This window comes from Methylophaga sp. UBA3613, assembly GCF_002375415.1.
In the GTDB taxonomy this organism is placed as follows: domain Bacteria; phylum Pseudomonadota; class Gammaproteobacteria; order Nitrosococcales; family Methylophagaceae; genus Methylophaga.
In genome coordinates this window covers 52,213-78,429 of record NZ_DFLS01000003.1, presented here as the reverse complement: position 1 = coordinate 78,429, position 26,217 = coordinate 52,213, and the positions used below count along the sequence as shown (strand labels likewise).

The following is a 26,217-nucleotide window of genomic DNA, read 5'->3' as shown; positions in this document are numbered from 1 at the left end:
GTTACTCACTCTTCTGGAGAATCGCTTCTTTGAACGCTCAGTCTGTTGTTGATTATGCCGTATTTGATCTGATTGCTGATGCGCTGACCACCCACGGTTATTGCATCCTGCCACAATTATTGCCTCCCGCTTTAACCCATGATCTATACCGCAGAGTTGCCCGTCTGGATGAGCATAATGACTTGAGTCAGGCAGGAATAGGCCGGGAACAACAACATCAGCTAAATGAGAAAATCCGCACCGATGAAACCCGTTGGCTAGACCCGGATAATAGCATCGACCTGGCATATCTCACCCATATGGCAGATTTCCGGCTGGCAATGAATCAACGGTTGTTTCTCGGCTTGTTTGATTATGAATCACATTACGCCCATTATCCTTCAGGGGCCTTCTACAAACGTCATGTCGATGCATTTAAAGGTCAGTCCAACCGTGTATTAACAACGGTGATGTATTTAAATCCATTCTGGCAAACTCAGGATGGTGGCCAATTGCAGATCTATGACATCAATGATGATAATCTGATTCTATCTGTTGAACCTGAAATGGGCACATTTGTGGTTTTTTTAAGTGAGCAGTTTCCGCATGAAGTTCTCCCCTCGAAACGGGATCGTTACAGCATTGCAGGCTGGTTCCGGATTCAGGATCCATTGCAGGCCCCGATAATATGAACACATCTTTTAACATTCTGGAATTAGGTCAGGATGATTTACGTCGAATTGCCCCGCCGGTATCCGAGATAAACGACCCTGTATTACAACAAAAAATTGATGATCTGATCACCTTTGTTCAACAGCGTGGGGGTATGGGGATTGCCGCCACGCAAGTTGGTATTAACCAACGCTTTTTTATTATGTCGAGTCATCCTAATGAGCGTTATCCCTATGCACCCGAGATGCCGGCAACCTGTGTAATAAATCCCGAAATTGTCTGGCACTCAGCGCATACAGAAAAAGACTGGGAAGGTTGTTTGAGTGTTCCCGGTCTTCGAGCTCTGGTACCACGTTATCAGCAAATACAAGTGCGCTACTGGTTGCGTGATGCTACTCAGGTTGAAACCACATATGAGGGCTTTATGGCTCGATTGTTTCAACATGAACTGGATCATCTGGACGGAAAAGTTTTTGTCGATCGGGTGGAATCGACAATGGAAATGATGACCGAATCCAGCTGGCGTTCAATGCTGGCTGAAAAATCCAAGGGCAGAGACAATAATGGCACAACAGTTTGATTCGCTATCTGATCGTTTGATTGAGTTTATTCATCAACAACATCTGTTTTTTGTAGCAACAGCGACGGCTGACAGCCGTGTTAATGTTTCCCCAAAGGGAATGGACTCGTTAAGAGTTTTAAACAGTAATCGTTTAGTCTGGCTGAACGTGACCGGTAGCGGCAATGAAACAGCTGCGCATATTGAGGAATCCCCTCGAATGACCATCATGTTTTGTGCATTTGAAGGAAAGCCATTGATTCTAAGAGTCTATGGTCAGGCTCGTGCAATACATCAAAAAGATCCTGAGTGGCAGAGTCTGTATGGCTTATTTGATCCGTTACCTGGTGCCAGACAGATTTTTATTCTGGATATTGATCTGGTTCAGACTTCATGTGGTATGGCTGTACCTTATTTTGAATTTGTCGGTGAACGCGAACTACTGAATAACTGGGCTGAACGCAAAGGTGAAACTGGTATTAAAGAATATTGGCGGGAAAAAAATCAATTCAGCCTGGATGGAATTGAAACTGATATTGTAAAAAAGAATATTTGATCCTATTGACCGAACATTTCCCCAACGGCTTTTGCCAGAGTTTCCGAACGTTTTGGATTACGCAAAGCCTGCATAACCGGCTCTCGCATCCCTGGTATAAATAACAGATCGGCCAATAACTGGCTGAAACCGGCCTGGCCAGCATCGTTATGAGCAAGTTGCTCAAGATACAGCTCACAGATTGGCTGTTTGGCCAGTGCCAACCAGATTCGACCACTTACTATTGCCAGCACTTCAATTTCGCGACTGCAACGATGTTTCAGCACCTGAGTCACCATACGCTCCACTAAACCACGAGCAGGACTATTGGAAGCTGCCCGTAAACAGGAAATGATTTTGGCTGTATCGGGTTGTTTTTCCTGTAGCTGATTATCTACTTGCTGTGCCAATACTTCGACTACCCCTGCTGCAGGGCTTGCATGCTCCAGCAAAACGCATAAATTATGAAATGGTTCCTGAGGCAATTTAGGCAATGTATTAATCAATCCTAATGTACCTTCATTGGTATCCAGACGAATAGCAAAATCAGCTAATCCCTGCATCGCCAAGCCAGGCCATTTATCCAAAGGGAGATCGCCAGTGAAGTAACGATAGGCGGCATCGTAATATTTGGAGGGGCGCTGTTTCAATGCATGCGTAGCGTGAGCATTAAATGCGGCCATTCGATCCTGACGTGGCTGAAAGGTGAACGGACTGTCCTGCAGAGCTCCCTGAATTTTTTCACCATCGGCGGCGGCCAACATTGCTTCGCCGAGCCTTTCCAATAACATCTTCAGAAAAGCATCACGGGCATCTGGAACCAGCAGTCCCTGCTCATCCAGCGGAAACTTAAGAAACCATACATAGTGATTTTCTGGGGCATCCGGATGCCAGAAGATAATGCCTATTTGGGCGTGACGTTTGAAAGGATAAGGGTAAGGCTGCTGGCAATTATCAAAACTGACAAACTGTTCCGGGGTTAATTTACCAACCCGGCGCCCCATATCAAACACCCGGTATTGTGCACCACTTTGCCTGAGAAACTTGCTAAGTGTGTTGAACTGTCCAATATCCATATCCTGCTCCGTATCAGGTACGGTATTCTGCGTTTATCTTGACGTAATCGTAAGAAAAATCACAGGTCCAGACTGTTTTGGCAACGTTGCCTCTACCCAGTTTTACCCGAATGGTTATTTCAGATTGTGACATGACCTGCTGGCCTTTTTCTTCAGTATAGTCAGCAGCAGGCTGGCCCCCATCGACAATACATACGTTATCCAGGTAAATGGCGATTTTCGATAAATCCAGACTGGGCAAGCCACTTCGACCGACCGCTGCCAGAATTCGCCCCCAGTTTGGGTCAGAGGCAAACAATGCAGTTTTTACCAACGGTGAATGAGCAATGGTATAGGCGACCTGCCGACATTCATCTGCATCAGCACCCTGTTGAACATCAATGCTGATAAATTTGGTTGCGCCTTCGCCATCGCGAACAATGGCCTGGGCCAGGAAGCGACTTAAACTATTTAAGGCCTCAATAAATTGTTGTGCATCACTGCTATCAATATCATCAATAATCGAATTACCTGCCAGACCAGTAGCAATCAAGACACAGGCATCATTGGTTGAGGTATCGCCATCAACGGTAATACTGTTAAAAGACTGCTCCATCGAAACGTCAAGCATCTTTTGTAATGTGGAGGCACTTATAGCGGCATCCGTGGCGATATAAGACAACAAGGTCGCCATATCTGGTCGAATCATGCCTGAGCCTTTTGCGATGCCTGTCAGTGTGATTGGCTGTCCATTTAACGACAGTTCAACTGAACGCGCTTTGGCAATGGTGTCGGTGGTCATGATGGCGTGTGCTGCAGCAAACCAGTTATCAGCAGCTAGTTTGGTAAACGCCTCAGGTAACGCATTGGTAATTTTATCAACAGGTAACGGCTGCCCTATAACGCCGGTGGAAAATGGCAATACAGCACGGGTATCACATTCTGCTAGCTGAGCCACCGCCTGGCAACATGCTTTTGCTGCCGCCATACCCGCGTCACCGGTTCCAGCATTGGCGTTTCCAGAATTGATCAGTAAATAGCGTGTAGATGATTGTTGCTGATGCTCTCTGGCTAATAATACCGGGGCTGCACAAAATGCATTACGGGTATAAACCGCTGCGGTATGACTTCCAGATGCCAGCTCAATTAAAACCACATCCTGACGCCCAGGCTTTTTAATCCCAGCGCTCGTAGTGGCAAGGCGAACACCTTTTACAGGCTTTAATTCAGCAGCAATTGGAGCAGATAAATTTACTGCCATTATTTGACAGCGCCGTGGCAATTCTTGAATTTTTTACCACTGCCACATGGGCATGGATCATTACGACCAACTTTTTTACCATCTCGCGTTAGCGGCTGGTTCGCAGTAGGATGTTCTGCCTCGGCTTCTGCTTCAGAGGAGGCACTTTCATGCTGATATTCCACATCAGCAGATTGACGGCGTTGCTCATCAACCGCCGCGACATCTTCCGGCGCACGCACTTTAACACGGGAAATCAGGCTGATAACTTCATGTTTCAGGCTGTCCAACATAGCAGTAAACAACTGGAAAGCTTCACGTTTGTATTCCTGCTTGGGATCTTTTTGGGCATATCCACGCAGATTGATACCCTGACGTAAATAATCCATTTGAGCCAAATGTTCTTTCCACTGCGTGTCCAGAGTTTGCAGCATGATGGCTTTTTCAAAATGACGCATCAACTCAGCCCCGACAGTAGCTTCTTTTGCCTGACAGGCTGCTTCGGCTTCCTCGATAATTCTTTCACGCAAACTTTCTTCGTGCAGATTATCATCTGCCTCCAACCAGCCGCTGATATCTAGTTCCAGAGCGAAATCATCGCGTAAAGCCTGTTCCAGTCCACTGACATTCCATTGTTCATCAATACTATTAGGTGGAATGTACAGACTGATAACGTCGTTAATGACGCTGCTACGCATTGAAACAATTGTTTCTGATACATCATCCGCGGCCATTAATTCATTACGCTGCTCATAAATTACTTTACGTTGATCGTTGGCAACATCATCAAACTGCAGTAACTGTTTACGAATATCAAAGTTGTGTCCTTCAACCTTACGTTGAGCATTTTCAATGGCTCTGCTGACCCATGGATGCTCAATAGCTTCACCCTCTTCCATACCCAGTTTCTGCATCAATCCGGCCATGCGTTCAGAAGCAAAAATCCGCATCAGGTTATCTTCGAGCGACAGATAAAAACGGGTTGAGCCCGGATCACCCTGACGACCGGAACGACCACGCAGCTGATTATCGATACGACGTGATTCATGTCGTTCGGTACCGATAATATGTAAACCACCCGCTTGCAAAACCAAATCATGACGTTGTTGCCATTCGGCTTTCACTTTAGCTTTAGCAGCTTCATCAGCCTCTTCACTCAGCTTGTCCAGCTCTGCTTCAAGACTGCCACCGAGAACAATATCTGTACCACGACCCGCCATATTGGTTGCGATAGTGACTGATCCCGGTTTACCCGCTTCAGCGATAATATGTGCCTCTTTTTCATGAAATTTTGCGTTCAGAACTTCATGTGGAATTTTGGCTTTGGTCAGTAATTTATCCAGATATTCTGAGCTTTCAATTGAGGCCGTACCGACAAGAACAGGTTGTTTTCGCTGCACACAGTCCTGAATATCAAGCAATATCGCATCAAACTTTTCTTTTGCTGTCAGATAAATTCTATCGGCTTCGTCTTTACGCTGCATTGGACGATGTGTCGGAATAACCACAACTTCCAGACCATAGATTGACTGCAATTCATAGGCTTCAGTATCCGCTGTACCGGTCATGCCGGACAGCTTTTTGTAAAGACGGAAGTAATTCTGGAAAGTAATGGAAGCGAGGGTCTGGTTTTCGTTTTGAATTTTGACCCCTTCCTTGGCTTCAATAGCCTGGTGTAAGCCTTCTGACCAGCGACGTCCGGGCATGGTACGACCGGTAAATTCGTCGACAATGATTATCTGATCATCCTGAACAATGTATTCAACATCCCGATGAAATAATACATGTGCACGAAGCGCTGCAGTTACGTGATGCATCAAACCAATATTGGCCGCATCATACAGGCTGGCATCTTCATCCAACAGGCCTGTTTCGGTTAATAACTGCTCAATTTTTTCATGGCCAGCTTCGGTAAAATGTACCTGTTTGTTTTTTTCATCAATGGTGTAATCACCCGGTACAGTGATATCTTCATCTTCACCTTCCTGTAGGGTCAGACTGGGAATCAACTTGTTTATCTGCACATAACGCTCAGAACTGTCCTCAGCTGGCCCAGAGATAATCAATGGCGTGCGGGCTTCGTCAATTAGAATGGAGTCAACTTCATCGATAACAGCAAAATTTAATGGACGCTGCACTCTATCTTCGAGACGAAAGGCCATGTTATCGCGCAGGTAATCAAAACCAAATTCGTTATTGGTACCGTAGGTAATATCTGCAGCATATGCTGCACGCCGTTCGTCACCACTCAGTCCACTGACAATGACGCCTGTGGTCAAACCGAGGAAACCATAAAGTTTGCTCATCCAGGCCGCATCACGTTTGGCAAGGTAATCATTGACGGTAATAACATGGACGCCTTCCCCGCTCAGGGCATTCAAATATACTGCGAGCGTAGCTACCAGCGTTTTACCCTCGCCGGTTTTCATTTCGGCAATTTTTCCGTCATTCAGCACCATACCGCCTATCAACTGCACGTCAAAATGGCGCATTTCCATAATGCGTTTACCGGCTTCACGTACGACAGCAAATGCTTCTACCAGGATATCATTCAGTGTTTGCCCATCATCCAGTCTTTGTTTGAATTCTATGGTTTTGGATTTTAAAGCGGCATCGTCAAGCTTTTCATACTCGCTTTCCAATTCATTGATGAGGCTGACCTGTTTTTGCAGTTTTTTGATTACACGATCGTTACGACTGCCAAAAACCTTACTGAAAAACTTGCCTACCATGACTTAAACTACCTGTTGAATGTGCCGAATTGACGACAGTTTGATTAAACGCGTGATTATAACGCGTACTGTTGGGAAGATCGAAGACTCACCGCATTTTTTTAAGTGGTGTCTGATTTTTCAAATACAAGAGGAATTATTCGATGTAATTAAACGGATTAACGGATTTACCGTCTCTTAATACTTCGAAATGAACATGAGGTCCAGTTGAACGACCAGTTGATCCCATCAGCGCAATAACATCTCCTTTGTTAACACGATCTCCGGTACTGACATTGATGGTTTTGTTATGCGCATAGCGGGTTACATAGCCATTTCCATGGTCAATTTCAACCAGTCCACCGTATCCACCACGCATGCCCGCCCAGCTGACAATTCCATCCGCCACAGAAATCACTGAGCTACCGGTTTTTCCGGCAAAATCGAGTCCATCATGGAAAGCTTTTTTCCCATTAAATGGATCAACGCGATAGCCATAGAAAGAAGATAACCAGCCATCAACCACAGGACGACCACTTGGTATGGCTCCGGCGATATTCTCATTTGTAATCAGAAACTCTTGTAATGCCGTCAAGGTATCCTGTTGATCAGCAAAATCCTGTGAGAGACGAACCAGACTTTCTTCAAATTCGGCGTTTGATAACCAGTCACCGGAATTTTCAATTCCCCCCATCCCGGGAGCAAATTCCAAATCAAAGTCAGAAAGTTCAAAACCTGCAATTTCAGCTAATCGCTGACTAAGCATTTTCAGACGAATGGCCTCAGCCTGTAAGCCCCCTAACTGCTGCGCGTAAAAACCCTGAATGGCTTCATTTGCGGTTGTGTCATCACTGATAGAGAGGGGATCGGTTTTCGGGGTGAGGAGTCGAGCGGTTGGGAAAAATTTTGAGTCTACTGTATCGTTAATAGCTGTCTTATCTTTTATATAATTCATTGTAGAGACAGTTATCGCAATCGTCATGGTTAATAGAAATGTGACTAGCAGCATCAATTTCGTTCGGCTTAAATGCCAATGCTTGTGGCCGGTATTGTCGGCGGATATTATGATAATCTGCATACTTATCCTCGTCCCGGATTGAGACATGTCAAATAAACCGCTTCATTTCAGTACTGTTTGCCAGGCAAACCAGCAATTACAACAAATTTCGAAGCGCGCTCAAAAATTAACCCAGCTTAACAGCATTCTGCAAGAAATTTTACCTTCGCAGTTCGCAGGACATTGCCAGCTGGCGAATATGAAAGACAATAAAATCATCATACATACAGAAAACGCGGCAATTGCCAGCTTATTACGCTTTCATTCCGCTACTATTTGTAAAACCTTTTCCAGCGAGTTGTCTACGCAAATTGAACGTGTTGAGGTAAAAGTAAAACCTCAGCACCCGACCGAGAAGTCGGCAAAATCTAATATGATCGATATGTCTAATAACAACGCAGCGCTGATTGCTCAGACCGCCGCCGGGTTAGACGATGGTCAGCTCAAAACAGCGCTGCATAAACTCGCTAAGCGAGGTAATACTCGTGACAACTCCTAGCTAACAATTGAAGCGGCAGGCCGACTGAACACAATAGGTGCATCAGCATCTTCTTCAAAAGTTACCAGTTCCCAACAATCTTCCTGAGCAATGAGTTTGCGTAACAGGCGATTGTTCACTTCATGACCGGATTTATGTCCGACGAATGCACCGATCAGACTATGGCCCAACAGGTATAAATCACCGATCGCATCAAGTACTTTATGACGGACAAACTCGTCTTCATAACGAAGACCATCTTCATTTAAAACACGGAAATCATCTACAACAATGGCATTATCCATACTACCACCCAGCGCCAGATTCATTTCCCGCAGTTTTTCGATATCTTTCATAAAACCGAAGGTTCTGGCACGACTGACTTCACGAACAAATGATGTGGAGGAGAAATCAACATCAACCTGTTGTGGTCTGCCGGTAAAGGCCGGGTGCTCAAAATCAATGGTAAAAGAGACTTTGAATCCCTCAAATGGCTCGAACTTGGCCCATTTATCACCATCTTCCAGTAATACAGGCTTTTTAATACGGATAAATTGCTTAGCAACTGCCTGTTCTTCAATGCCGGCAGATTGCACCAGAAACACAAAAGGTCCGGCACTGCCGTCCATGATAGGAACTTCTGCTGCATTGAGATCAATATAAGCATTATCGATACCCAGCCCGGCAAAGGCTGAAAGTAAATGTTCCACTGTTGAGACGCGCTGACCATTCTGAATCAATGTGGTTGACAGGGCTGTCTCACCCACATTTTCAGCTTTGGCCTCGATTTCAACAACCGGATCCAGATCGACTCGTCGGAAAATAATGCCAGTATTAGGGGCAGCCGGACGCAGCGTTAAATAGACCATTTCACCGCTGTGCAATCCCACACCTGTGGCACGAATCACATTTTTCAATGTTCGTTGCTTTATCAAGGTGCTTTACCCCCTTTTCTAGTTTAATTATCTGACAATAATATCATAGGCTTATACGACTTCACCATCTACATTAATCAGCCTGTCTTCGCAAAAATGCCGGAATGTCCAGATAATCCATGTTGACATCACCATTAGCCACTTGTTTATGTTCGTTGTTACGACCATTTCGTAAAACAGTTGGTTCATCATAGTCAATGTCAACAGGCTTCTTAACAATTTCGATTTGCGGTGCTGCGGTTGTCGTCTCAACGGGTTTTGCTACTGCCGCTCTTGCAACGCCCAATCCGGTTGCCACTACGGTTACCCGTAACTCATCGGTCATATCAGGATCAATCACCGTACCAACCACTACTGTTGCGTCCTCTGAAGCAAATTCTTTAATAGTGTTACCCACTTCTTCAAATTCACCAATACTCATATCCAGCCCAGCGGTGATATTAACCAGTACGCCACGCGCACCCGCCAAATCAACATCTTCCAGTAACGGGCTTGAAACAGCCAGTCTGGCGGCTTCTGCAGCGCGGTTTTCACCTGAAGCCCGGCCGGTTCCCATCATAGCCATACCCATCTCAGACATAACTGTGCGTACGTCAGCAAAGTCAACGTTAATCATACCTTCACGGGTAATCAGTTCGGCAATACCCTGAACTGCACCCAGCAGGACATCATTAGCTGATTTAAACGCATTAAGCAGGCTCATTTCCTTACCCAACACTTTCAGCAGTTTTTCATTTGGAATAGTAATCAGTGAATCTACATGCTGACTTAACTCTTCAATACCAGCTGTAGCCACTTTCAGTCTTTTGCCGCCTTCAAAAGGAAATGGTTTGGTGACAACTGCAACCGTTAAAATCCCCATCTCTTTAGCAACTTGTGCGACTACTGGCGCAGCTCCGGTACCTGTACCGCCGCCCATACCAGCAGTGATGAAGACCATATCAGCGCCGCTGATGACTTCCATAATACGTTCACGGTCTTCCAATGCAGCTTGTCGACCTACATCAGGGTTGGCACCGGCACCCAGCCCTTTAGTAATATCAGTACCTAATTGTAAATGTGTAGTGGCATTACTTTTACGTAAAGCCTGTGCATCCGTATTGGCACAGATAAAATCAACACCTTCGATTTTATTGGCCACCATGTGTTCCAAAGCGTTACCGCCACCGCCACCTACACCGATGACTTTGATAACCGCATTTGCTGTATATGTATCAATCAATTCAAATGTCATGATTTTCTCCCCTCTTTATTTACTAACAAGGCTTGCTCAGAAATTGCCCTGAAACCAACTTTTCATTCTGGCAAGCATTCCTTTAAAACCATCCGAGATCACAGATTCACTGTGTCCGGTACTCACTTGTTCATTTCCAAACAGTAATAAACCCACACCTGTGGCGTGGATTGGATTACGTACTACATCTACTAAACCACCAACATGCTGGGGTACACCAAGCCTTACCGGCAAATGGAAAACTTCTTCTGCCAGTTCGATTGCACCTTCCATTTTTGAACTGCCTCCGGTCAATACCACTCCGGCAGCTAACATTTCTTCAAAGCCACTGCGACGCAGTTCAGCCTGTACCAGCATTAATAATTCTTCATAACGTGGTTCAACCACTTCGGCCAGTGTCTGTCTCGCTAGTTGACGAGGTGGTCTGTCTCCGACACTTGGCACTTCTATGGTTTCATCTTCCCGTGCCAGTTGTGTCAGTGCACAGGCATATTTGATTTTGATTTCTTCGGCATACTGGGTGGGCGTACGTAAGGCCACCGCAATATCATTAGTAACCTGATCGCCAGCGATCGGAATCACAGCGGTATGACGTATGGCACCATCAATAAACACGGCAATATCCGTTGTACCTCCACCGATATCGACGATGCAGACACCCAGTTCTTTCTCGTCCTGTTCCAGTACCGAGTAGCTGGAAGCCATCTGTTCCAATATGATTCCATCAACAATCAATCCACAGCGCTCGATACATTTGGTGATGTTTTGAGCGGCACTGACAGCCCCGGTAATCAGATGCACTTTGGCTTCCAGCCGTACTCCTGACATGCCGATAGGCTCACGTATACCTTCCTGGTTATCGATAATGAATTCCTGAGGCAATACATGCAGTAATTGCTGATCGCCAGGGAAATGAACTGCCCGAGCGGCATCCAGTACCCGGTCCAAATCACCCTGTGTCACTTCCTTATCTCGAATGGCTACGGTGCCATGTGAGTTCAGACTACGAATATGACTTCCGGCAATCCCGGCAAATACAGAGTGGATCTGGCATCCAGCCATCAGCTCGGCTTCTTCTACCGCTCGCTGAATGGATTGCACAGTAGATTCAATATTGACCACTACCCCTTTTTTCATGCCTCTGGCCGGATGCGAACCGATACCGATAATTTCCAGTTTATTGTCATTGGGACCGGCATCCAGAATCGGCGCTGCCACGATCGCTACCACTTTGGAAGTGCCGATATCCAGTCCGACAATCAGTTCTCTTTCAATTCGTTTCGACATTACACAATTCCATTAAAATCAGGTTGCTTACCGGTTTTCCAAACAACTGCAAGTCCGTTGGTGTAGCGCATATCCACAATTTTGATTTGATCGCGGTAACTGGCCAACGGGCCTTCAAATACTCGAATAAATCGGGCTAATCGCTGCTCACTTTCTGCACGTCCCAATTGCAGCTGCATATCATCTGTAAATTTCACCTGCCAGGAACGGCGCTCATCCATGGTCAGACTTTTCACCCTTAATCCAAGCGAATCTACAGACTGCTGTATAGTCACAAGTTGCCGTGACATCAACTCACTGCTGCCTTCAGGCCCAAATAACTGAATAAGTCCGGCAGGCATTTTTCCGCTCTCGGGATAAAACACCTGGCCACGTGTATTGACCAGACCATCTTCATTCCACAGTGCAATTGCCTGATGCTCACTGACCATTAAATGCAAGGTATCCGGCCAGACACGTCTTACCTGTATTTGTGATACCCAGGGAAGTGCTTCACCTGCCGCACGAATTCCTGCCACGTTTACATCAAGGAAACTACCGGTCACATATGGGGTTACCGCCTCAATCAAATCCTGTTTATCGGTATTGATTAATTCACCTTCTACCGTGACATGCTGAATCGGCAGCGTATCTGTGTTGTTTAAATAAACGACACCGACAATCAGTATCAATAGAACCAACACAGTACTGACATTTCGCAAGTTACTTTGCCAGTTCATTTGTTCGCGTGGTTTCACCACACGGGTCCGTGTTGCTCCGGCTTTTGGACGTTGTCTGATAGCCATCAGCGTTTGCCCTCCAGACTGCTCTTTAACACCTGCCCAACCAGATTTTCAAAACTGATTCCTGCCTGACGAGCTGCCATTGGCACCAGGCTGTGGTCAGTCATACCGGGCACACTATTCGCTTCCAACAAATAAAAATCACCTTGCTGATCCGCCATAACATCAATGCGCCCCCAGCCAGACATGTTGAGCGCATTGAAAGCGTTGATTGCCAATTGCTGACAGCGTTTTTCATCAGCATCACTTAAACCACACGGGCACAAATATTCGGTTGAATCCGCCAGATACTTGGCTTCAAAGTCGTAAAACTCTCTGGGTGTTGTTAATCGAATAACCGGCAGCGCTTCTCCATTTAAAATGCTCACCGTGTATTCCGCCCCATGCACCCATTGTTCAGCGATAACTTCATCGTCATAGTCAAAAGCAAGGCTAATGGCTTGTTGCAGTGCTTCGGTTGATGTCACCTTACTCATACCGATGCTGGACCCTTCGTTGACCGGCTTGACGACTATCGGCAAACCCAATTCTTCAACAATTTTCTGAGGGTTGGACTGACGATTTAAGCGCACATATTTTGGTGTTGGTAAACCCTGACTTTGCCAAATCTGTTTGCTCAAACGTTTATTCATTGACAGTACCGCACCGGTGATGCCGCTACCGGTATAAGGAATTTGCAATGACTGCAAAACACCCTGAATTTCACCGTCTTCACCGCCACGGCCATGCAGGATAATAAATGCCCGATCAAATTTATCCTGACGCAAACGTTCACTAACCGTTTTATCTACATCCAGCTCAACAGCATTGACACCGAGTGACTGTAAAGCAGCTAATACCGCACGGCCGCTTTTCAACGAAATCTCACGTTCTGCTGAACGTCCACCCATCAACACGGCAACCCGACCAAAACTTTGTGGAGTAATATTTATTTCGCTCATGCGTGCTCTCCGATAATGTGAACTTCGGGGATCAATCGCACTTTTGTCTCTGCTTCTACACGTTGTCTGACTAAATTAATCAAATCTTCAATATCAGCCGCGCTAGCAGCCCCGTCATTGACAATAAAGTTGGCATGTTTTGCCGACACGCTTGCCCCACCAACTCGCAACCCCTTCAAACCGCACTGCTCGATTAAGCGCCCGGCATAATCGCCTTGTGGATTACGAAATACTGAACCGGCACATGGTTGATTGGTGGGTTGGCTGTCGTTACGTTTTTTCAGCAGCTGTTTAATTAATGCTGTTTCAGTTTCTGCATCTCCCAGCTGTAGTTCCAGTGTGGCTGAGACAAACCATTCTTTTTCTGGCAGTTCGACATGACGATAGTCAACGTTAAAGTCACTGGCAGGACGCTTTTTCAACTCGCCCTGACGCGTTACGGTTGTTGCCTCTTTGACCAACTGCCAGGTTTCCCAGCCATGAGCACCGGCATTCATCGCCAATGCACCACCAAATGTGCCTGGAATACCTGCCAGAAAGGCTGCCCCACTTAAACCCTGTTTGGCGGATTGCTTGGCAACTTTGCTGCAGTAAACACCTACTTCAGCGGTAACTCTTTGATCATCTATATCTAGCGCCTGCATGGTTCCGGCCATGCTGATAACCGTGCCAGCAAAACCGCCATCGCGTATTAATAAATTGCTACCCAAGCCTAACCATAATAAAGGTTCATCAGCTGGCAACTGGCGTAAAAAAGACGCCAGATCATTTTTATCTTTTGGCTGATAAAAACGCTTTGCTATTCCGCCTACTCGCCATGAAGTGTGCTGAGATAACGGCTCATTTATTTTCAATTCGCCTTGCAACTCGGTAAACATGGAGACCATTAGCTCATCTCCTCAAGTTGTTGATCCAACTCTTTAGCGATGGTTCCGATATCGCCCGCACCAAGGGTAAGCAATAGATCCTGATCCTTTAGTAATCCCGGAAGTACAGAAAACAAGGCTTGTTTATCTTCCACAAATACCGGTTCAACCTGTCCACGTAATCGTATGGCACGGCATAAACTGCGAGCATCAGCACCCGCAATTTTATTTTCGCCTGCAGGGTAAACTTCCAGCACAACCAAAACATCTATCGTTGACAGCACACGGGCAAAATCTTCGAACAAATCACGCGTTCTGGTATATCGATGTGGCTGGAAAACAACCACTAAACGACGATCCGGCCAGCCTCCGCGGCTAGCGGCAACTGTCGCTGCAATTTCTGTAGGATGATGACCATAATCATCTACCAGTAACACCTGCCCCTGGCCGATGGTTTTCTCGCCAAGAATATTGAAGCGTCTGCCAACACCATCAAACTTCAATAGCGCCCGTTGGCAAGCGGCTACGTCAACACCCAAGTTACGGGCGACGGCTAAAGCAGCTGTCGCATTGAGTGCATTGTGCAGACCGGGCATATTTAAACGAACCTGATATTGCACACCACTTTGAGCTTCACTGACTGTAAACTCACTTTGCCCCTGGTACTGCTGCAGATCACTGATTCTAAAGTCGGCTCGTTCATCCTGGCCATAGGTTGTAATGGGACGAGTCACTTCAGGCAATATGCTCTGAACCTCTTCATCATCTATGCATAACACCGCAAGACCATAAAACGGCAAGTGATGCAGAAATTCAATAAAAGTGGCTTTAAGCTTTTCAAAATCCCCTTCGTAGGTCGCCATATGATCATCATCAATATTGGTCACAATGGCGATCATCGGCTGCAGGTATAAAAAGGACGCATCACTTTCATCTGCTTCAGCGACTAAATAACGTCCGGTACCTAATCTTGCATTGGAACCCGCACTGTTTAATCGACCACCTATCACAAAGGTTGGATCCAACTCGCCTTCACTTAACAATGCAGCAGTTAAGCTGGTTGTAGTGGTTTTACCATGCGTACCCGCCACGGCAATGCCATAACTGAAACGCATTAATTCAGCCAGCATCTCTGCACGAGGCACTACTGGAATACGCTGTTCACGAGCCGCCATGACTTCAACGTTGTCAGCGCTCACTGCGGTTGTTACTACCACCACATCAGCACCTTTCAGGTATGCCGCGTCATGACCAATCATGATATTGGCCCCAAGCTGGCGCAGGTGTTGAATCAAACTGTTTTCATTCAAGTCCGAACCACTGACCTGATATCCCAGATTCAGCAGTACTTCGGCAATTCCGCCCATACCGACACCACCAATTCCGATGAAATGGATATGTTTGACCCGACTTTGCATTGCTGAGGTTAATTTAGCCATTTGCCCACTCCAGACAGATATCTGCTATCTGCATTGCTGTTCCGGGGTTTGCCAATGTTCTTGCCTGTATTGCCATTTGTTCCAATTGTTTTCGGTTTGCCAGTAATGGCCGTATTACTGCTGCCAGATCTTTTGCGTTAAGTGCTGAATCGGCTATCAGTAATGCAGCGCCTGCGTCTTTTAATGCCTGAGCATTGTGAGTCTGGTGGTCATCTACTGCATACGGATAAGGCACCAGAATTGCCGCAATACCTGTTGCTGCGACCTCGGCCACGGTCAGTGCACCTGCCCGGCAAATAATAAGATCTGCCTCGCTATAGGCTTTCGCCATATCGTCAATAAACTTGGTGACCGTACCCGCTACTCCTGCCTGTTCATAAGCAAGCTGACAGTCAGCCAGATGTTTTTCACCACATTGATGAATGACATTGATTGTGTGTTCTTTACTGAGTAATGCCAGCGTCTGCGGTACAACCTGATTTAAACTTTTTGCTCCCAGGCTGCCACCTAGCACCAATAGTTTTAACGGTTTCTGAGCCCTTGCCTGATAACGAATCTGTGGCTCAGGTAACTGTTCAATTTCTTTTCTAACTGGATTGCCAACCCATCTGGTTTTCTTACTGCTGACAAAACTGTTTTCAAATCCCTGCAATACCTGTTTGGCAATTTTTGCCAGCAAGCGATTTGTTAATCCGGCAATAGCATTTTGTTCATGTATTAATAACGGTTTGCCGGAAAGCCATGCTGCCAGACCACCTGGGCCTGAAGCAAAACCTCCCAGGCCGATCACCACATCAGGCTGAAAACGTTTAATCACTTTTTTGGATTCGAGTACTGCACGTAAAATCCTGAACGGCGCTACCAGCCAACCGAAAAGGCCATTGCCACGTAAGCCTTTAATCGGAATTAAATTTAATTTAAAGGAAGCTGCTGGTACTAAACGGGATTCAATACCACGCTCTGTGCCAATCCATTCAACATCCACCGAACGTGAACGTAGTTCTTCAGCCAAGGCTAATGCTGGAAATACATGTCCGCCAGTTCCACCAGCCATAATTAATACGCGAGTCATCGTTTGACCCTCGCTGAAGCTTTTTCTGGTTGACGGGTTTCCAGATCTACTCGCAATAACAGACCAATGGCAACACAAACAATAACCAGACTACTACCGCCATAACTCATTAATGGCAATGTGAGGCCTTTGGTAGGTAACACGCCCATATTGACGCCAATATTGACGCAAGCTTGTAACCCCAGCCATACCGAAATGCCAAAGGCGATTTGTGCGCCAAATAATTGACCCGCTTCTTCTGCTGCTCGGCCTATCGCCAACGCACGCCAAATCATGGTCAGAAACAAAGCGATTACTGCCACAGCACCAATTAACCCGAGTTCTTCTGCCAGAATTGAAAATAAAAAGTCTGTATGTGCTTCGGGCAGATAAAATAATTTTTGCATGCTGCTGCCTAAACCCACCCCCAGCCAATCACCGCGACCAAATGCAATTAGTGCCTGCGTTAACTGGAAACCGCTTCCAAACGGATCGGCCCAGGGATCCATAAAACTTTGTAGACGTTGCAGACGGTAAGGCGCCAGCCAGACCATCATAGTAAACAACCCTGCCAGAATGGCGATCAAGCCAATAAATACGTCTAATCTGGCACCGCCCAGAAACATCATCACCAATACGGTGGACAAAATGACGACGATGGAGCCCATATCAGGCTGCATTAACATCAATACTGCTGCTACGCTCAACAACAGTAATGGAGACAATACCTTTAATAGGGATGTGTTTAGTTGTCCATGATGGCGTTGCAGATAATCTGCCACGTAAATAATGGCAAACAATTTAATCAGTTCGGCTACCTGAAGGTTGACTGGCCCCAAAGGTAACCAACGTGAACTACCGTTAACTTCTCTGCCGATCCCAGGAATCAAAACCAATACTAATAGACCAACACCGACCATCAATAACATCGGTGCCATTTGTTGCCAATGAGACAATCTTATCGACATCACACACCAGGCAAAAAACAATCCAAGTCCGGCAAATGCCAATTGTCTGATAAAGAAATATAATGGTTGTCCGGTTTTGTTCTCAGCAATGGTTATGGAAGCTGAACACACCATAATCAAACCAATCAACAATAAGGCCAATGCGGCCATTAAAAGCTTTGAATCGAAGTAGGTGCTTACACGACTCATGCCGCCAACTCCCTGACAGCCTGTTCAAAATGGTCGCCACGATCAGCGTAATTGGCAAACTGATCAAAACTCGCACAGGCTGGTGAAAGCAGAACCTGCTGACCCGCTTGTGCAGAAATATTTGCCGCCTGAACCGCAGCTTTCATATCTGCTGCAAAATGGACCTGAACTGTTTCCGGTACATGTCGTGCTATTTCTTCAGCAGATTGACCAATCAATACGATAGTGCTGACATAGTCATTGAGGATCGGTCTTAACGGCGCAAAATTCTGTCCTTTGCCAACACCACCGGCAATCAAAACAATCTTGCCATTCTCTGCAATACCCTCTATTGCAGCGATACTGGCGCCAACGTTAGTGGCTTTAGAATCATTAAACCAGCGTACTCCGTGTAATTCGCGTACAAACCGGCAACGATGTGGCAGCCCTTTGAACTCTTTTAAGGCTTTTAACATGGCATCCATCGGCAGTCCCATTACAGACCCCAGAGCTAATGCTGCCAATGCATTAGCAATATTATGGCTGCCGGCAATTTTCATATCACTGACCAGCATTAACGGCGTATCGCCTTCAGCCAGCCAGAGATGTCCTCTCTGGGTCAGTACACCAAACTCATAACCGGTTGATTCATGCAGACTGAAACCAAGCTGATCTCTTCCAGCCTCAGCCATCGCAGAAACAATAGGATCATCTCGGTTTATCACCATGACACCGCTACCGCTATAAACCTTTTGTTTAGCACGCTGGTAATCTTCGATCGAATCGTAACGATCCAGATGATCGGGACTGACATTGAGTATCACTGAAGCAAATGCATTCATAGAATGCACTGTTTCCATCTGAAAACTGGACAACTCAAGTACATAGAAATCTGGAGCAGGATCAGTCAACAAATCCAATGCCGGTGTGCCAAGATTACCGCCAACTGCAACTTTTTTATCGGCCATTTGTGCCATTAAACCGACTAAAGTGGTGACGGTACTTTTACCATTCGAACCGGTTATTGCAATGATGGGGGCGTTGGCGTGGCGTGCAAATAACTCAATATCACCAATAATCTCAATCCCGGCTTCTGCTGCCTGTTTAATCTGGGGCAAACGCGGATCAACGCCGGGGCTCAATACAATACTGTCAGCTCGCATTAACCAATCGGCAGGGATACCACCTGTTTTCACGACAACTTCTGGATAGTCTTTTTGCAGAGCATTCAGACAGGTAGGTTTTTCACTGCTATCAATTACCGCCACAGCATTACCCTGCTGCAATAAAAACCGTGCGCATGACAATCCTGTCTGCCCAAGTCCAACAATCAGGCTGTAATGCGAACTATGTTGCTGTAATTCTGCTGTCATCGTATTTTCAACGTCGCTAAACCGACCAGCACCAGAAATACGGTGATGATCCAAAATCGAACAATAATGCGTGGTTCCGGCCAGCCTTTTAATTCATAGTGATGATGAATTGGCGCCATCAGGAACACTCGCTTGCCACGTAATTTATATGAGGCCACTTGAATCATTACTGACAGAGTTTCAATGACAAAAACCCCGCCCATAATCAGTAATACCAATTCCTGGCGTACCAGAACCGCAACCGTTCCCAGCGCTGCGCCCAGTGCCAAAGCACCGACATCACCCATAAAAACCTGGGCTGGATAGGTGTTAAACCAGAGGAATCCCAATCCAGCACCCACCATTGCGGCACAGAATACGGTTAATTCTCCAGCCCCAGGGATATGTGGAATTTGCAGATAATTGGCAAACTCAAAGTGTCCTGCAACATAACTGAATAGCCCTAACGCTGCCGCGACCATTACCGTAGGCATAATCGCTAAACCATCGAGACCATCTGTCAGATTCACAGCATTACTACTGCCAACTATGACCAAATAGACCACCAGCAGATACCATGCCCCCAGAGGGATAATGATTTCTTTAAAAAATGGCACGATAAGCTGCGTTTCGGCGGGTGTCTGGACTGTCATGTACAGAAATATTGCTGCCCCCAAACCCACTACTGATTGCCAGAAATATTTATAACGGCTTAACAGTCCTTTGGGATCCTGACGAACCAGCTTGATGTAATCATCAACAAAACCAATTGTGCCAAACAGCAGCGTAACCAGTAACACCACCCAAACGTAACGGTTTGTCAGATCAGCCCACAGTAGGGTACTGACGGCAATTGCAACCAGTATTAAAGAACCGCCCATGGTGGGCGTACCTGTTTTACTGATATGGGATTCAGGTCCATCATTTCTGACTACCTGGCCAATCTGTCTGAAACTGAGATGTCGGATCATCGTAGGACCCACAATCAGTGCAATTCCCAATGCGGTCATTACCCCTAAAATGGCCCGTAATGTCAGATATTGAAAGACATTAAAGCCGGTGTAATACTGGCTCAGATATTCACTCAGTATTAACAGCATCAGGCTTCTCCTCCAACGGCCAGTGCATCCGCCAGCTTATCCAGCTTCATAAAGCGAGAGCCTTTAATCAAGCACGCCACATCTTTATTCAGTGCATTTTTCAGTTCCGCTTCCAACTCTGACAGCTCATTGAAATGCTGTGCATTATCAGCAAACTCTGCCGAGGCCAGCTGGCTTTGCTGCCCAATGGTAAACAACCGTTTCACACCAGCTGACTGTGCATCTCGACCTAACTGTTGATGAATAGCAGTACTTTCTGGTCCGAGCTCGCCGAAATCACCCAGTACCAACCAATGTTCCCCCGGGAACTGCATCAAGGTTTGCAGGGCCTGACGAAACGATCCGGGATTAGCATTGTAGGTATCATCAATCACTAATGCGTTATTAACCGCTTCGCGTAATTGCAAGCGATGCGGAACAGCTTTGATTGCAGCCAAACCTTTAACAATTGCTTCCGGCTCAATGTTGAGCGCTGAACAAACCGCAATGGCCGCTAAGGCATTGCTGACATTATGAATTCCGGGTAACGGTAAAAAGATAAAATGACAAACCCCATCCAGTCGCACCATAAAATGACTACCGGTAATGGCTAACTGCAGGTCTAATGCGACAATATCTGCGGGTTGCTGCAGCCCAAAGCTGATGTGTTGGCGCGCTCCCAGTATTTGTTTCCATAAATCGCCATAAGGCATATCGGCATTGATTACCGCAACGCCATCAGCTTTCAGGCCGGCATAGATCTCACCTTTTGCTTCAGCCACGCCCTGCAATGAACCAAAACCTTCGAGATGCGCTGCGCCGACATTATTGATTACAGCAACATCGGGCTCCGCCATGGCAACCAGAGTGGCAATCTCACCTGAATGATTTGCGCCCATTTCGATCACCGCATAATCGTAGCTATCATTAAGACGCGTCAGGGTAAGCGGAACACCAAGATTATTATTCAGATTTCCTTTTGTAGCCAACACGTTGCCGGATTGCGCCAGAATGGATGAAATCATTTCCTTAAGCGTGGTTTTACCGTTACTACCTGTTACCGCGACAACTTTTGCATGACTGTTTTCCCGCCATAGTCTGGCAATCGCTCCGTAGGCTTTGGTGACATCATCAACCACAATCTGAGGCAGTTCATTGGCAATATACCGATTAACTAATGCACCACTCGCACCCGCCAAACGTGCCTGCTCTATAAAATCATGGCCATCCATATTCTCGCCGGACAGCGCGACAAACAAATCACCATTTTCAATCTGACGGCTATCAATCTTGCTGCCTGTCATCACGGCATCTTCGCCGTGTAACTCGGCGTTCAGTTGCTCAGCAATTTTGCTCAGGTGAATAGTGGTCATAAAGTTACCCTTGTTGCTGAGTGACGTTTGTGTATGGCCTGCATCGCTATCTCGTTATCATTAAAAGGTGTTTTTACGCCAGCGACTTCCTGAAATTGTTCATGGCCTTTTCCGGCTATAAGGACCATGTCATCAAGAGCAGAATCGATAATGGCGTATTCGATCGCTAGCTTTCTATCAGCTTCAATATGAATATCTGCTTGTTTGTGGCAACCAGCCAGGATCTGCTCGATGATTTTCATACTTTCCTCACCACGCGGGTTGTCATCAGTAACGACCAGTTTGTCGGCTAACTCACTGACGATTTTCCCCATCAAAGGCCGTTTGCCTTTGTCGCGTTCACCGCCACAACCAAATACACACCAGAGTTTCGAACGACTATCCATATGTTGACGCATACCCAGCAGAGCTTTTTCCAATGCATCTGGAGTATGGGCAAAATCAATCACAACTGATGGTTGCAGACTGCTCGCCAACAGTTGCATGCGTCCATTTACACTGGTTAATTGATTTAATCCGTCGGCAATTTCATCCGTTGACCAACCAACTAACGCAAGTACACCGGCGGTTGCCAATAGATTTTCGACATTGAATCTGCCGAGTAAACGGGTTTGAATGGCCACTGTTTGCTGCGCATTATGTAAATTGAATTGCAAGCCATTAGTTGTCGCCTGAATATCACTGGCAAACACATTTGCTTTGGAATTACTGCAGCTATACTCCACACTGTTAATCTGATTTTTTTTAAGTAAAGACAATATCTGCTGACCAAAGTCATCGTCAGCATTGACTACTGCAGCCTCTAGCGATGCAAAATCAAATAAACGTTGTTTTGCCGCCGCGTACTCCAACATACTCTGGTGATAATCAAGATGATCCCGACTTAAATTGGTCAATACGGCATAGTTAATATCAACAAAATTCAGCCGTCCCTGTTCCAAAGCATGTGAAGATGCTTCCAGAGCGACGTACTGGATTCCGTTGTCACGCATTTCTGCAAGCATTGCTTGTAAACGCACGGGGTCCGGCGTTGTCATGCCGTGATCTTTTATCTCAGTTATTCTTCCACTGCCCAATGTTCCTATAACACCACAAGGTTGACCGGCGTTTTCCAGTGCCTGAGCGATAAACTGGGTGACAGAAGTTTTACCATTGGTACCGGTGACCGCTATGACCGTCATTGTTGCCGAAGGATATTGATAGAATGCCGCAGCCAGGCGAGCGGTTTGCTCCTTCAAATCATTAACAGCAACCATTTCAATTTGCCGCTGTTGGAGATGTTTTCTCAGCTCCGGTTCCAAAGGTGCTTCTGCTGAATAGCAAACAGCTGCAATTTCGGCTGTAGCTGCCTGCTTGATATGTTGGTCTCGGATTTCCAGATCTGTAGCTAAGGCAAAAAACAAATCTCCTGATTTGAGCCGACGGCTATCCAGACTCAGACCGCTAACCACTGTTGTCGACACCGTGTCACTATCAACCAGTTGCATTAAATCAATAAGACGCATTTGATAGTTCATTGATGCGCCACCTGTAATTGCGTTTGGGGAAGTGCATCAGGCGCAATATTCAGTAAACGCATGGCACCCACCATAACATCAGCAAATACTGGTGCGGCTACTGCACCACCGTAATACTCTTCGCCTGTTGGTTCATCAATCACCACCACCATTGCCAAGCGGGGATTTTTGGCCGGTATCAAACCAGCAAACAGCGATTGATACTCACTCTCGGTATACCCTCCCGCCATAGCTTTTTTAACCGTGCCGGTTTTTGCGGCTACACTGTAATTTGGTACCGCCGCCCGTTGGGCAGTCCCACCTGGAAGCACAACCAATTCCATCAAACCGCGTACGGTTTCCATTAAATCTTTGGAAAAAACTCGACGTCCCTTGGGTGTTTTATCCTGTTTGATAAACGTGACATTGCGCATAATGCCGCCATTACCAATGATGGTATAAGCTCTGGCGAGTTGTAACGTATTTGTTGCCAATCCATAACCGTAAGCCAGCGTGGCCCGATCCAAGGTTCGCCATGTCCGCGGATCAGGTAAAGTTCCCATGGCTTCCCCCGGGAAATAGGCGCCACTTTCAGCGCCCATGCCAAAACTGGCAAAATCCTGCCACAATTCCATTGGTTCAAGTTCCAACGCAATTTTGCTGGCCGCAACATTACTCGACTTTTGAATTGATGTGGCCAAATTAATGATGCCGTAATCGCGGAAATCACGGATAGTATGCCCACTGACCCGCATCGTACCCGGATGTGTATTGATCATCGTGTTGAGATCAAATTTGCCTGATTTCAAACCACTGGCAACGGTAAAAGGTTTTACTGTTGAACCTGGTTCAAACAGATCGGTCACAGCACGATTACGTAAGTCAGCCGACTGCACACCATAACGATTATTTGGATTAAAAGCTGGTTGATTAACCATCGCTAAGACTTCACCAGTCTGAACATCCAGAATCACCGCAGAGCCTGATTTCGCGCCATGCTTATCAACCGCGTTTTTAAGCGCGTTATAACTCAGATACTGCAAACGCAAATCGATACTTAACTGGATGTTTTCACCAGCTTTTGCCGGGCGAATAGGATCGCCACCACCAACAAAATTACCTTTACTGTCTCGCACCATGCGACGCAGTCCAGGTACACCGGTCAGTAATGGCTCGTAGGTAAGTTCCAGTCCTTCCTGACCAACATCATCAATATTGGTAAAGCCCACCACATGGGCTGTTACTTCACCTGTTGGATAATAGCGTTTGTATTCGCGTTGCAACGCAACGCCACCAATTTTTAATTGTTTTACCTGATCCGAGATTTCCGGCTTGACCCGACGTTTTAAATAAAGAAATTCACGTTCAGGGTTCTGATAAATCCGTTGACGAATATTATTGGCATCAATGCCCAGAATAGAAGCTAATTTGGTCAGCTTTGGATCTTCTGCATCTGTTACCTGAGGGTTTAACCAAACAGAATGGACTGGGGTACTTATCGCCAAAGGTTCGCCATGACGATCCAGAATCATTCCCCGATGGGCCACAATTGGAACATTACGCAGATGCCGGGCATCGCCTTGGTTACGCAGAAAATCAGGGTTTAACACCTGAATATCCACCAGTCGCCATAACAGACCCAGACCAATCAGGATAAAGGACAGTCTGACCAGATTCAGCCGCCAGCTGCCGGTTTGCTGATATCCGTTTTGCTTGCGCCGACTCATGGTTTGACCACCACGGTTTGTTCATTACTGGGTACCTGCATATTCAGGCGGGTACGGGACTGCTGTTCAACTCTGGCTGGACTGGCCCATGTGCTCTGTTCCAGTAACAATTTGCCCCACTCTTCATTCAATTGATCACGTCTGTTTTCCAATTGCTGCAACGCGACAAATTCGCTACGACCCGCATGCTTGGTATAGATCACTGCAACTGATGAGACCAGCACCAATAAAGTCATGACTAGCACAGGCAAATCAATACGGATATGTTCGAAAAACGTAGGCCAGATCATGCAAGTTTCTCCGCCACACGTAAGACCGCACTGCGAGAGCGAACATTCACCGATAACTCAGCTTCATCCGCTTTGATGGCCTTGCCGATAATTCTAAGACGAGGATTTAATTGGTCTGCTGTCACCGGAAAATGCGCGGGCAAATCATCACCTTTCGCCTGGTCGCGGAAAAAACGTTTGACGATGCGATCTTCCAGCGAATGAAAACTGATAACGACCAATCTACCGCCCACAGCCAGGATCTCTAAAGCCTGTTCCAGTGCACTGGTTAATTCTTCCAGTTCACTATTGATGAAAATACGAATGGCCTGGAAAGTACGCGTCGCCGGATGTTTGAATTTATCGCGGGTTGGACTCGCTTTATCCACCAAATCAGCCAACTGTTTTGTTGTGGTGATAGGGGTATGTTCACGTGTTTCCACAATGGCGGAAGCAATACGTTTACCGTAACGTTCTTCACCCAGCGTTTTAATCACAGTAGCAATTTCGCTCATTTCAGCACTGGCAAGCCATTCGGCCGCACTCATGCCGGATGTCGGATCCATCCGCATATCCAATGGGCCATCATGTTGAAAACTGAATCCACGTTCAGCCTCATCAAGTTGTGGTGAAGACACACCGATATCCATCAAAATACCGTTTACCTTCCCTTGCCAGAGCCGGGAATGGATAACCGTTGAAAGTTCAGAGAAAGCACAATGTTCAATCGCAAAGCGCGTATCCATTTTCGCCAATGCCTGACCTGCTTCCACTGCAGTTGGATCACGATCCAATCCTAATAAACGACCGTTTGCTGAAAGTTGTTGGAGAATGGCACGAGAGTGACCACCACGACCAAAAGTCGCATCCACATAGATACCGTCAGGCTGAATAAACAGTCCCTCGACGGTCTCTTTCAAAAGGACCGGTTGATGTGTTGGGAGTTGGTTTGTCATGACTCCGC

24 protein-coding genes are annotated in these 26,217 nt (G+C 46.4%); 4 read left to right on the top strand and 20 right to left on the bottom strand.

Features of this window, described 5'->3' with window-relative positions:
* The first annotated feature begins 29 nt into the window (after positions 1–29).
* From B3S93_RS01900 to B3S93_RS01890, 3 genes are read left to right on the top strand one after another with little or no spacing between them, the layout of a single operon-like run.
* A complete protein-coding gene (locus B3S93_RS01900) occupies positions 30–671 on the top strand; it encodes a 2OG-Fe(II) oxygenase (RefSeq protein WP_292403994.1) in 642 nt (213 codons plus the stop codon).
* Entirely contained in the window at positions 668–1,231 is a 564-nt protein-coding gene (def, locus tag B3S93_RS01895; RefSeq protein ID WP_292403995.1) for a peptide deformylase, read from the top strand. Before B3S93_RS01900 ends, def begins: the two co-directional genes overlap by 4 nt.
* Positions 1,215–1,766, top strand: a complete 552-nt coding sequence (locus B3S93_RS01890) for a pyridoxamine 5'-phosphate oxidase family protein (RefSeq protein ID WP_292403998.1) — start codon at positions 1,215–1,217, stop codon at positions 1,764–1,766. Before def ends, B3S93_RS01890 begins: the two co-directional genes overlap by 17 nt.
* A gap of 2 nt (positions 1,767–1,768) precedes the next feature.
* Here the strand turns inward: B3S93_RS01890 and B3S93_RS01885 are convergent, their stop codons facing one another.
* From B3S93_RS01885 to B3S93_RS01870, 4 genes are all read right to left on the bottom strand, one after another.
* Positions 1,769–2,821 (bottom strand): DUF3549 family protein, encoded by a 1,053-nt coding sequence (locus B3S93_RS01885; RefSeq protein WP_292404000.1) that lies wholly within the window; start codon positions 2,819–2,821, stop codon positions 1,769–1,771.
* A gap of 13 nt (positions 2,822–2,834) precedes the next feature.
* Positions 2,835–4,061, bottom strand: a complete 1,227-nt coding sequence (argJ, locus tag B3S93_RS01880) for a bifunctional glutamate N-acetyltransferase/amino-acid acetyltransferase ArgJ (protein ID WP_292357861.1) — start codon at positions 4,059–4,061, stop codon at positions 2,835–2,837.
* Complete coding sequence (secA, locus tag B3S93_RS01875; protein ID WP_292404004.1) at positions 4,061–6,772, bottom strand: preprotein translocase subunit SecA; 2,712 nt, start codon at positions 6,770–6,772, stop codon at positions 4,061–4,063. Before secA ends, argJ begins: the two co-directional genes overlap by 1 nt.
* Before the next feature lie 136 nt (positions 6,773–6,908).
* Positions 6,909–7,706: a M23 family metallopeptidase gene (locus tag B3S93_RS01870; protein WP_414673336.1), complete on the bottom strand. Its 798-nt coding sequence runs from the start codon at positions 7,704–7,706 to the stop codon at positions 6,909–6,911.
* A gap of 148 nt (positions 7,707–7,854) precedes the next feature.
* Here B3S93_RS01870 and B3S93_RS01865 point away from each other — a divergent pair, with 148 nt between their 5' ends.
* Entirely contained in the window at positions 7,855–8,307 is a 453-nt protein-coding gene (locus tag B3S93_RS01865; RefSeq protein WP_292404007.1) for a DUF721 domain-containing protein, read from the top strand.
* Here the strand turns inward: B3S93_RS01865 and lpxC are convergent.
* From lpxC to rsmH, 16 genes are all read right to left on the bottom strand, one after another.
* Positions 8,304–9,221 (bottom strand): UDP-3-O-acyl-N-acetylglucosamine deacetylase, encoded by a 918-nt coding sequence (lpxC, locus tag B3S93_RS01860; RefSeq protein WP_292357853.1) that lies wholly within the window; start codon positions 9,219–9,221, stop codon positions 8,304–8,306. The two genes, B3S93_RS01865 and lpxC, sit on opposite strands and share 4 nt — an antisense overlap.
* A gap of 73 nt (positions 9,222–9,294) precedes the next feature.
* The gene (gene ftsZ, locus B3S93_RS01855) at positions 9,295–10,455 is read right to left on the bottom strand and encodes a cell division protein FtsZ (protein ID WP_292357852.1); all 1,161 of its coding nucleotides are present in this window, start codon (positions 10,453–10,455) and stop codon (positions 9,295–9,297) included.
* Between the two features lie 36 nt (positions 10,456–10,491).
* A complete protein-coding gene (gene ftsA, locus B3S93_RS01850; RefSeq protein ID WP_292357850.1) occupies positions 10,492–11,742 on the bottom strand; it encodes a cell division protein FtsA in 1,251 nt (416 codons plus the stop codon).
* Positions 11,742–12,527 (bottom strand): cell division protein FtsQ/DivIB, encoded by a 786-nt coding sequence (locus tag B3S93_RS01845; protein WP_292357848.1) that lies wholly within the window; start codon positions 12,525–12,527, stop codon positions 11,742–11,744. The genes ftsA and B3S93_RS01845 overlap by 1 nt, the downstream gene beginning before the upstream one ends.
* On the bottom strand, positions 12,527–13,465 hold the full coding sequence (locus B3S93_RS01840; protein ID WP_292404009.1) for a D-alanine--D-alanine ligase: 939 nt from the start codon (positions 13,463–13,465) through the stop codon (positions 12,527–12,529). The genes B3S93_RS01845 and B3S93_RS01840 overlap by 1 nt, the downstream gene beginning before the upstream one ends.
* Complete coding sequence (gene murB, locus B3S93_RS01835; RefSeq protein ID WP_292404012.1) at positions 13,462–14,352, bottom strand: UDP-N-acetylmuramate dehydrogenase; 891 nt, start codon at positions 14,350–14,352, stop codon at positions 13,462–13,464. Before murB ends, B3S93_RS01840 begins: the two co-directional genes overlap by 4 nt.
* A complete protein-coding gene (murC, locus tag B3S93_RS01830; protein ID WP_292404014.1) occupies positions 14,352–15,770 on the bottom strand; it encodes a UDP-N-acetylmuramate--L-alanine ligase in 1,419 nt (472 codons plus the stop codon). Before murC ends, murB begins: the two co-directional genes overlap by 1 nt.
* The gene (gene murG / locus B3S93_RS01825) at positions 15,763–16,842 is read right to left on the bottom strand and encodes an undecaprenyldiphospho-muramoylpentapeptide beta-N-acetylglucosaminyltransferase (RefSeq protein ID WP_292404016.1); all 1,080 of its coding nucleotides are present in this window, start codon (positions 16,840–16,842) and stop codon (positions 15,763–15,765) included. The genes murC and murG overlap by 8 nt, the downstream gene beginning before the upstream one ends.
* On the bottom strand, positions 16,839–17,978 hold the full coding sequence (gene ftsW, locus B3S93_RS01820) for a putative lipid II flippase FtsW (RefSeq protein ID WP_292404019.1): 1,140 nt from the start codon (positions 17,976–17,978) through the stop codon (positions 16,839–16,841). Before ftsW ends, murG begins: the two co-directional genes overlap by 4 nt.
* Entirely contained in the window at positions 17,975–19,330 is a 1,356-nt protein-coding gene (gene murD, locus B3S93_RS01815) for a UDP-N-acetylmuramoyl-L-alanine--D-glutamate ligase (protein ID WP_292404022.1), read from the bottom strand. The genes ftsW and murD overlap by 4 nt, the downstream gene beginning before the upstream one ends.
* Positions 19,327–20,409, bottom strand: coding sequence for a phospho-N-acetylmuramoyl-pentapeptide-transferase (gene mraY, locus B3S93_RS01810; RefSeq protein WP_292357836.1), 1,083 nt, complete (start codon positions 20,407–20,409; stop codon positions 19,327–19,329). Before mraY ends, murD begins: the two co-directional genes overlap by 4 nt.
* The gene (locus tag B3S93_RS01805) at positions 20,409–21,761 is read right to left on the bottom strand and encodes a UDP-N-acetylmuramoyl-tripeptide--D-alanyl-D-alanine ligase (RefSeq protein WP_292404025.1); all 1,353 of its coding nucleotides are present in this window, start codon (positions 21,759–21,761) and stop codon (positions 20,409–20,411) included. The genes mraY and B3S93_RS01805 overlap by 1 nt, the downstream gene beginning before the upstream one ends.
* Entirely contained in the window at positions 21,758–23,278 is a 1,521-nt protein-coding gene (locus B3S93_RS01800) for a UDP-N-acetylmuramoyl-L-alanyl-D-glutamate--2,6-diaminopimelate ligase (protein WP_292404030.1), read from the bottom strand. Before B3S93_RS01800 ends, B3S93_RS01805 begins: the two co-directional genes overlap by 4 nt.
* A complete protein-coding gene (locus tag B3S93_RS01795) occupies positions 23,275–24,984 on the bottom strand; it encodes a peptidoglycan D,D-transpeptidase FtsI family protein (RefSeq protein WP_292357830.1) in 1,710 nt (569 codons plus the stop codon). Before B3S93_RS01795 ends, B3S93_RS01800 begins: the two co-directional genes overlap by 4 nt.
* The gene (gene ftsL, locus B3S93_RS01790) at positions 24,981–25,274 is read right to left on the bottom strand and encodes a cell division protein FtsL (RefSeq protein ID WP_292357828.1); all 294 of its coding nucleotides are present in this window, start codon (positions 25,272–25,274) and stop codon (positions 24,981–24,983) included. The genes B3S93_RS01795 and ftsL overlap by 4 nt, the downstream gene beginning before the upstream one ends.
* On the bottom strand, positions 25,271–26,209 hold the full coding sequence (gene rsmH, locus B3S93_RS01785) for a 16S rRNA (cytosine(1402)-N(4))-methyltransferase RsmH (RefSeq protein WP_292357827.1): 939 nt from the start codon (positions 26,207–26,209) through the stop codon (positions 25,271–25,273). Before rsmH ends, ftsL begins: the two co-directional genes overlap by 4 nt.
* Between the last annotated feature and the right edge of the window lie 8 nt (positions 26,210–26,217).

Bases quoted from the DNA above. Each gene is read 5' to 3' on its own strand.
- B3S93_RS01840 (WP_292404009.1), bottom strand. From the start codon at position 13,465: ATGAGCGAAATAAATATTACTCCACAAAGTTTTGGTCGGGTTGCCGTG.
- B3S93_RS01870 (WP_414673336.1), bottom strand. From the start codon at position 7,706: ATGAATTATATAAAAGATAAGACAGCTATTAACGATACAGTAGACTCA.
- argJ (WP_292357861.1), bottom strand. From the start codon at position 4,061: ATGGCAGTAAATTTATCTGCTCCAATTGCTGCTGAATTAAAGCCTGTA.
- murD (WP_292404022.1), bottom strand. From the start codon at position 19,330: ATGACAGCAGAATTACAGCAACATAGTTCGCATTACAGCCTGATTGTT.
- ftsA (WP_292357850.1), bottom strand. From the start codon at position 11,742: ATGTCGAAACGAATTGAAAGAGAACTGATTGTCGGACTGGATATCGGC.
- rsmH (WP_292357827.1), bottom strand. From the start codon at position 26,209: ATGACAAACCAACTCCCAACACATCAACCGGTCCTTTTGAAAGAGACC.
- murB (WP_292404012.1), bottom strand. From the start codon at position 14,352: ATGGTCTCCATGTTTACCGAGTTGCAAGGCGAATTGAAAATAAATGAG.
- ftsZ (WP_292357852.1), bottom strand. From the start codon at position 10,455: ATGACATTTGAATTGATTGATACATATACAGCAAATGCGGTTATCAAA.
- B3S93_RS01800 (WP_292404030.1), bottom strand. From the start codon at position 23,278: ATGAACTATCAAATGCGTCTTATTGATTTAATGCAACTGGTTGATAGT.
- B3S93_RS01885 (WP_292404000.1), bottom strand. From the start codon at position 2,821: ATGGATATTGGACAGTTCAACACACTTAGCAAGTTTCTCAGGCAAAGT.
- murC (WP_292404014.1), bottom strand. From the start codon at position 15,770: ATGGCTAAATTAACCTCAGCAATGCAAAGTCGGGTCAAACATATCCAT.
- def (WP_292403995.1), top strand. From the start codon at position 668: ATGAACACATCTTTTAACATTCTGGAATTAGGTCAGGATGATTTACGT.
- B3S93_RS01845 (WP_292357848.1), bottom strand. From the start codon at position 12,527: ATGGCTATCAGACAACGTCCAAAAGCCGGAGCAACACGGACCCGTGTG.
- murG (WP_292404016.1), bottom strand. From the start codon at position 16,842: ATGACTCGCGTATTAATTATGGCTGGTGGAACTGGCGGACATGTATTT.
- B3S93_RS01805 (WP_292404025.1), bottom strand. From the start codon at position 21,761: ATGACCACTATTCACCTGAGCAAAATTGCTGAGCAACTGAACGCCGAG.
- mraY (WP_292357836.1), bottom strand. From the start codon at position 20,409: ATGCTGTTAATACTGAGTGAATATCTGAGCCAGTATTACACCGGCTTT.
- B3S93_RS01890 (WP_292403998.1), top strand. From the start codon at position 1,215: ATGGCACAACAGTTTGATTCGCTATCTGATCGTTTGATTGAGTTTATT.
- B3S93_RS01795 (WP_292357830.1), bottom strand. From the start codon at position 24,984: ATGAGTCGGCGCAAGCAAAACGGATATCAGCAAACCGGCAGCTGGCGG.
- ftsW (WP_292404019.1), bottom strand. From the start codon at position 17,978: ATGAGTCGTGTAAGCACCTACTTCGATTCAAAGCTTTTAATGGCCGCA.
- secA (WP_292404004.1), bottom strand. From the start codon at position 6,772: ATGGTAGGCAAGTTTTTCAGTAAGGTTTTTGGCAGTCGTAACGATCGT.
- ftsL (WP_292357828.1), bottom strand. From the start codon at position 25,274: ATGATCTGGCCTACGTTTTTCGAACATATCCGTATTGATTTGCCTGTG.
- B3S93_RS01865 (WP_292404007.1), top strand. From the start codon at position 7,855: ATGTCAAATAAACCGCTTCATTTCAGTACTGTTTGCCAGGCAAACCAG.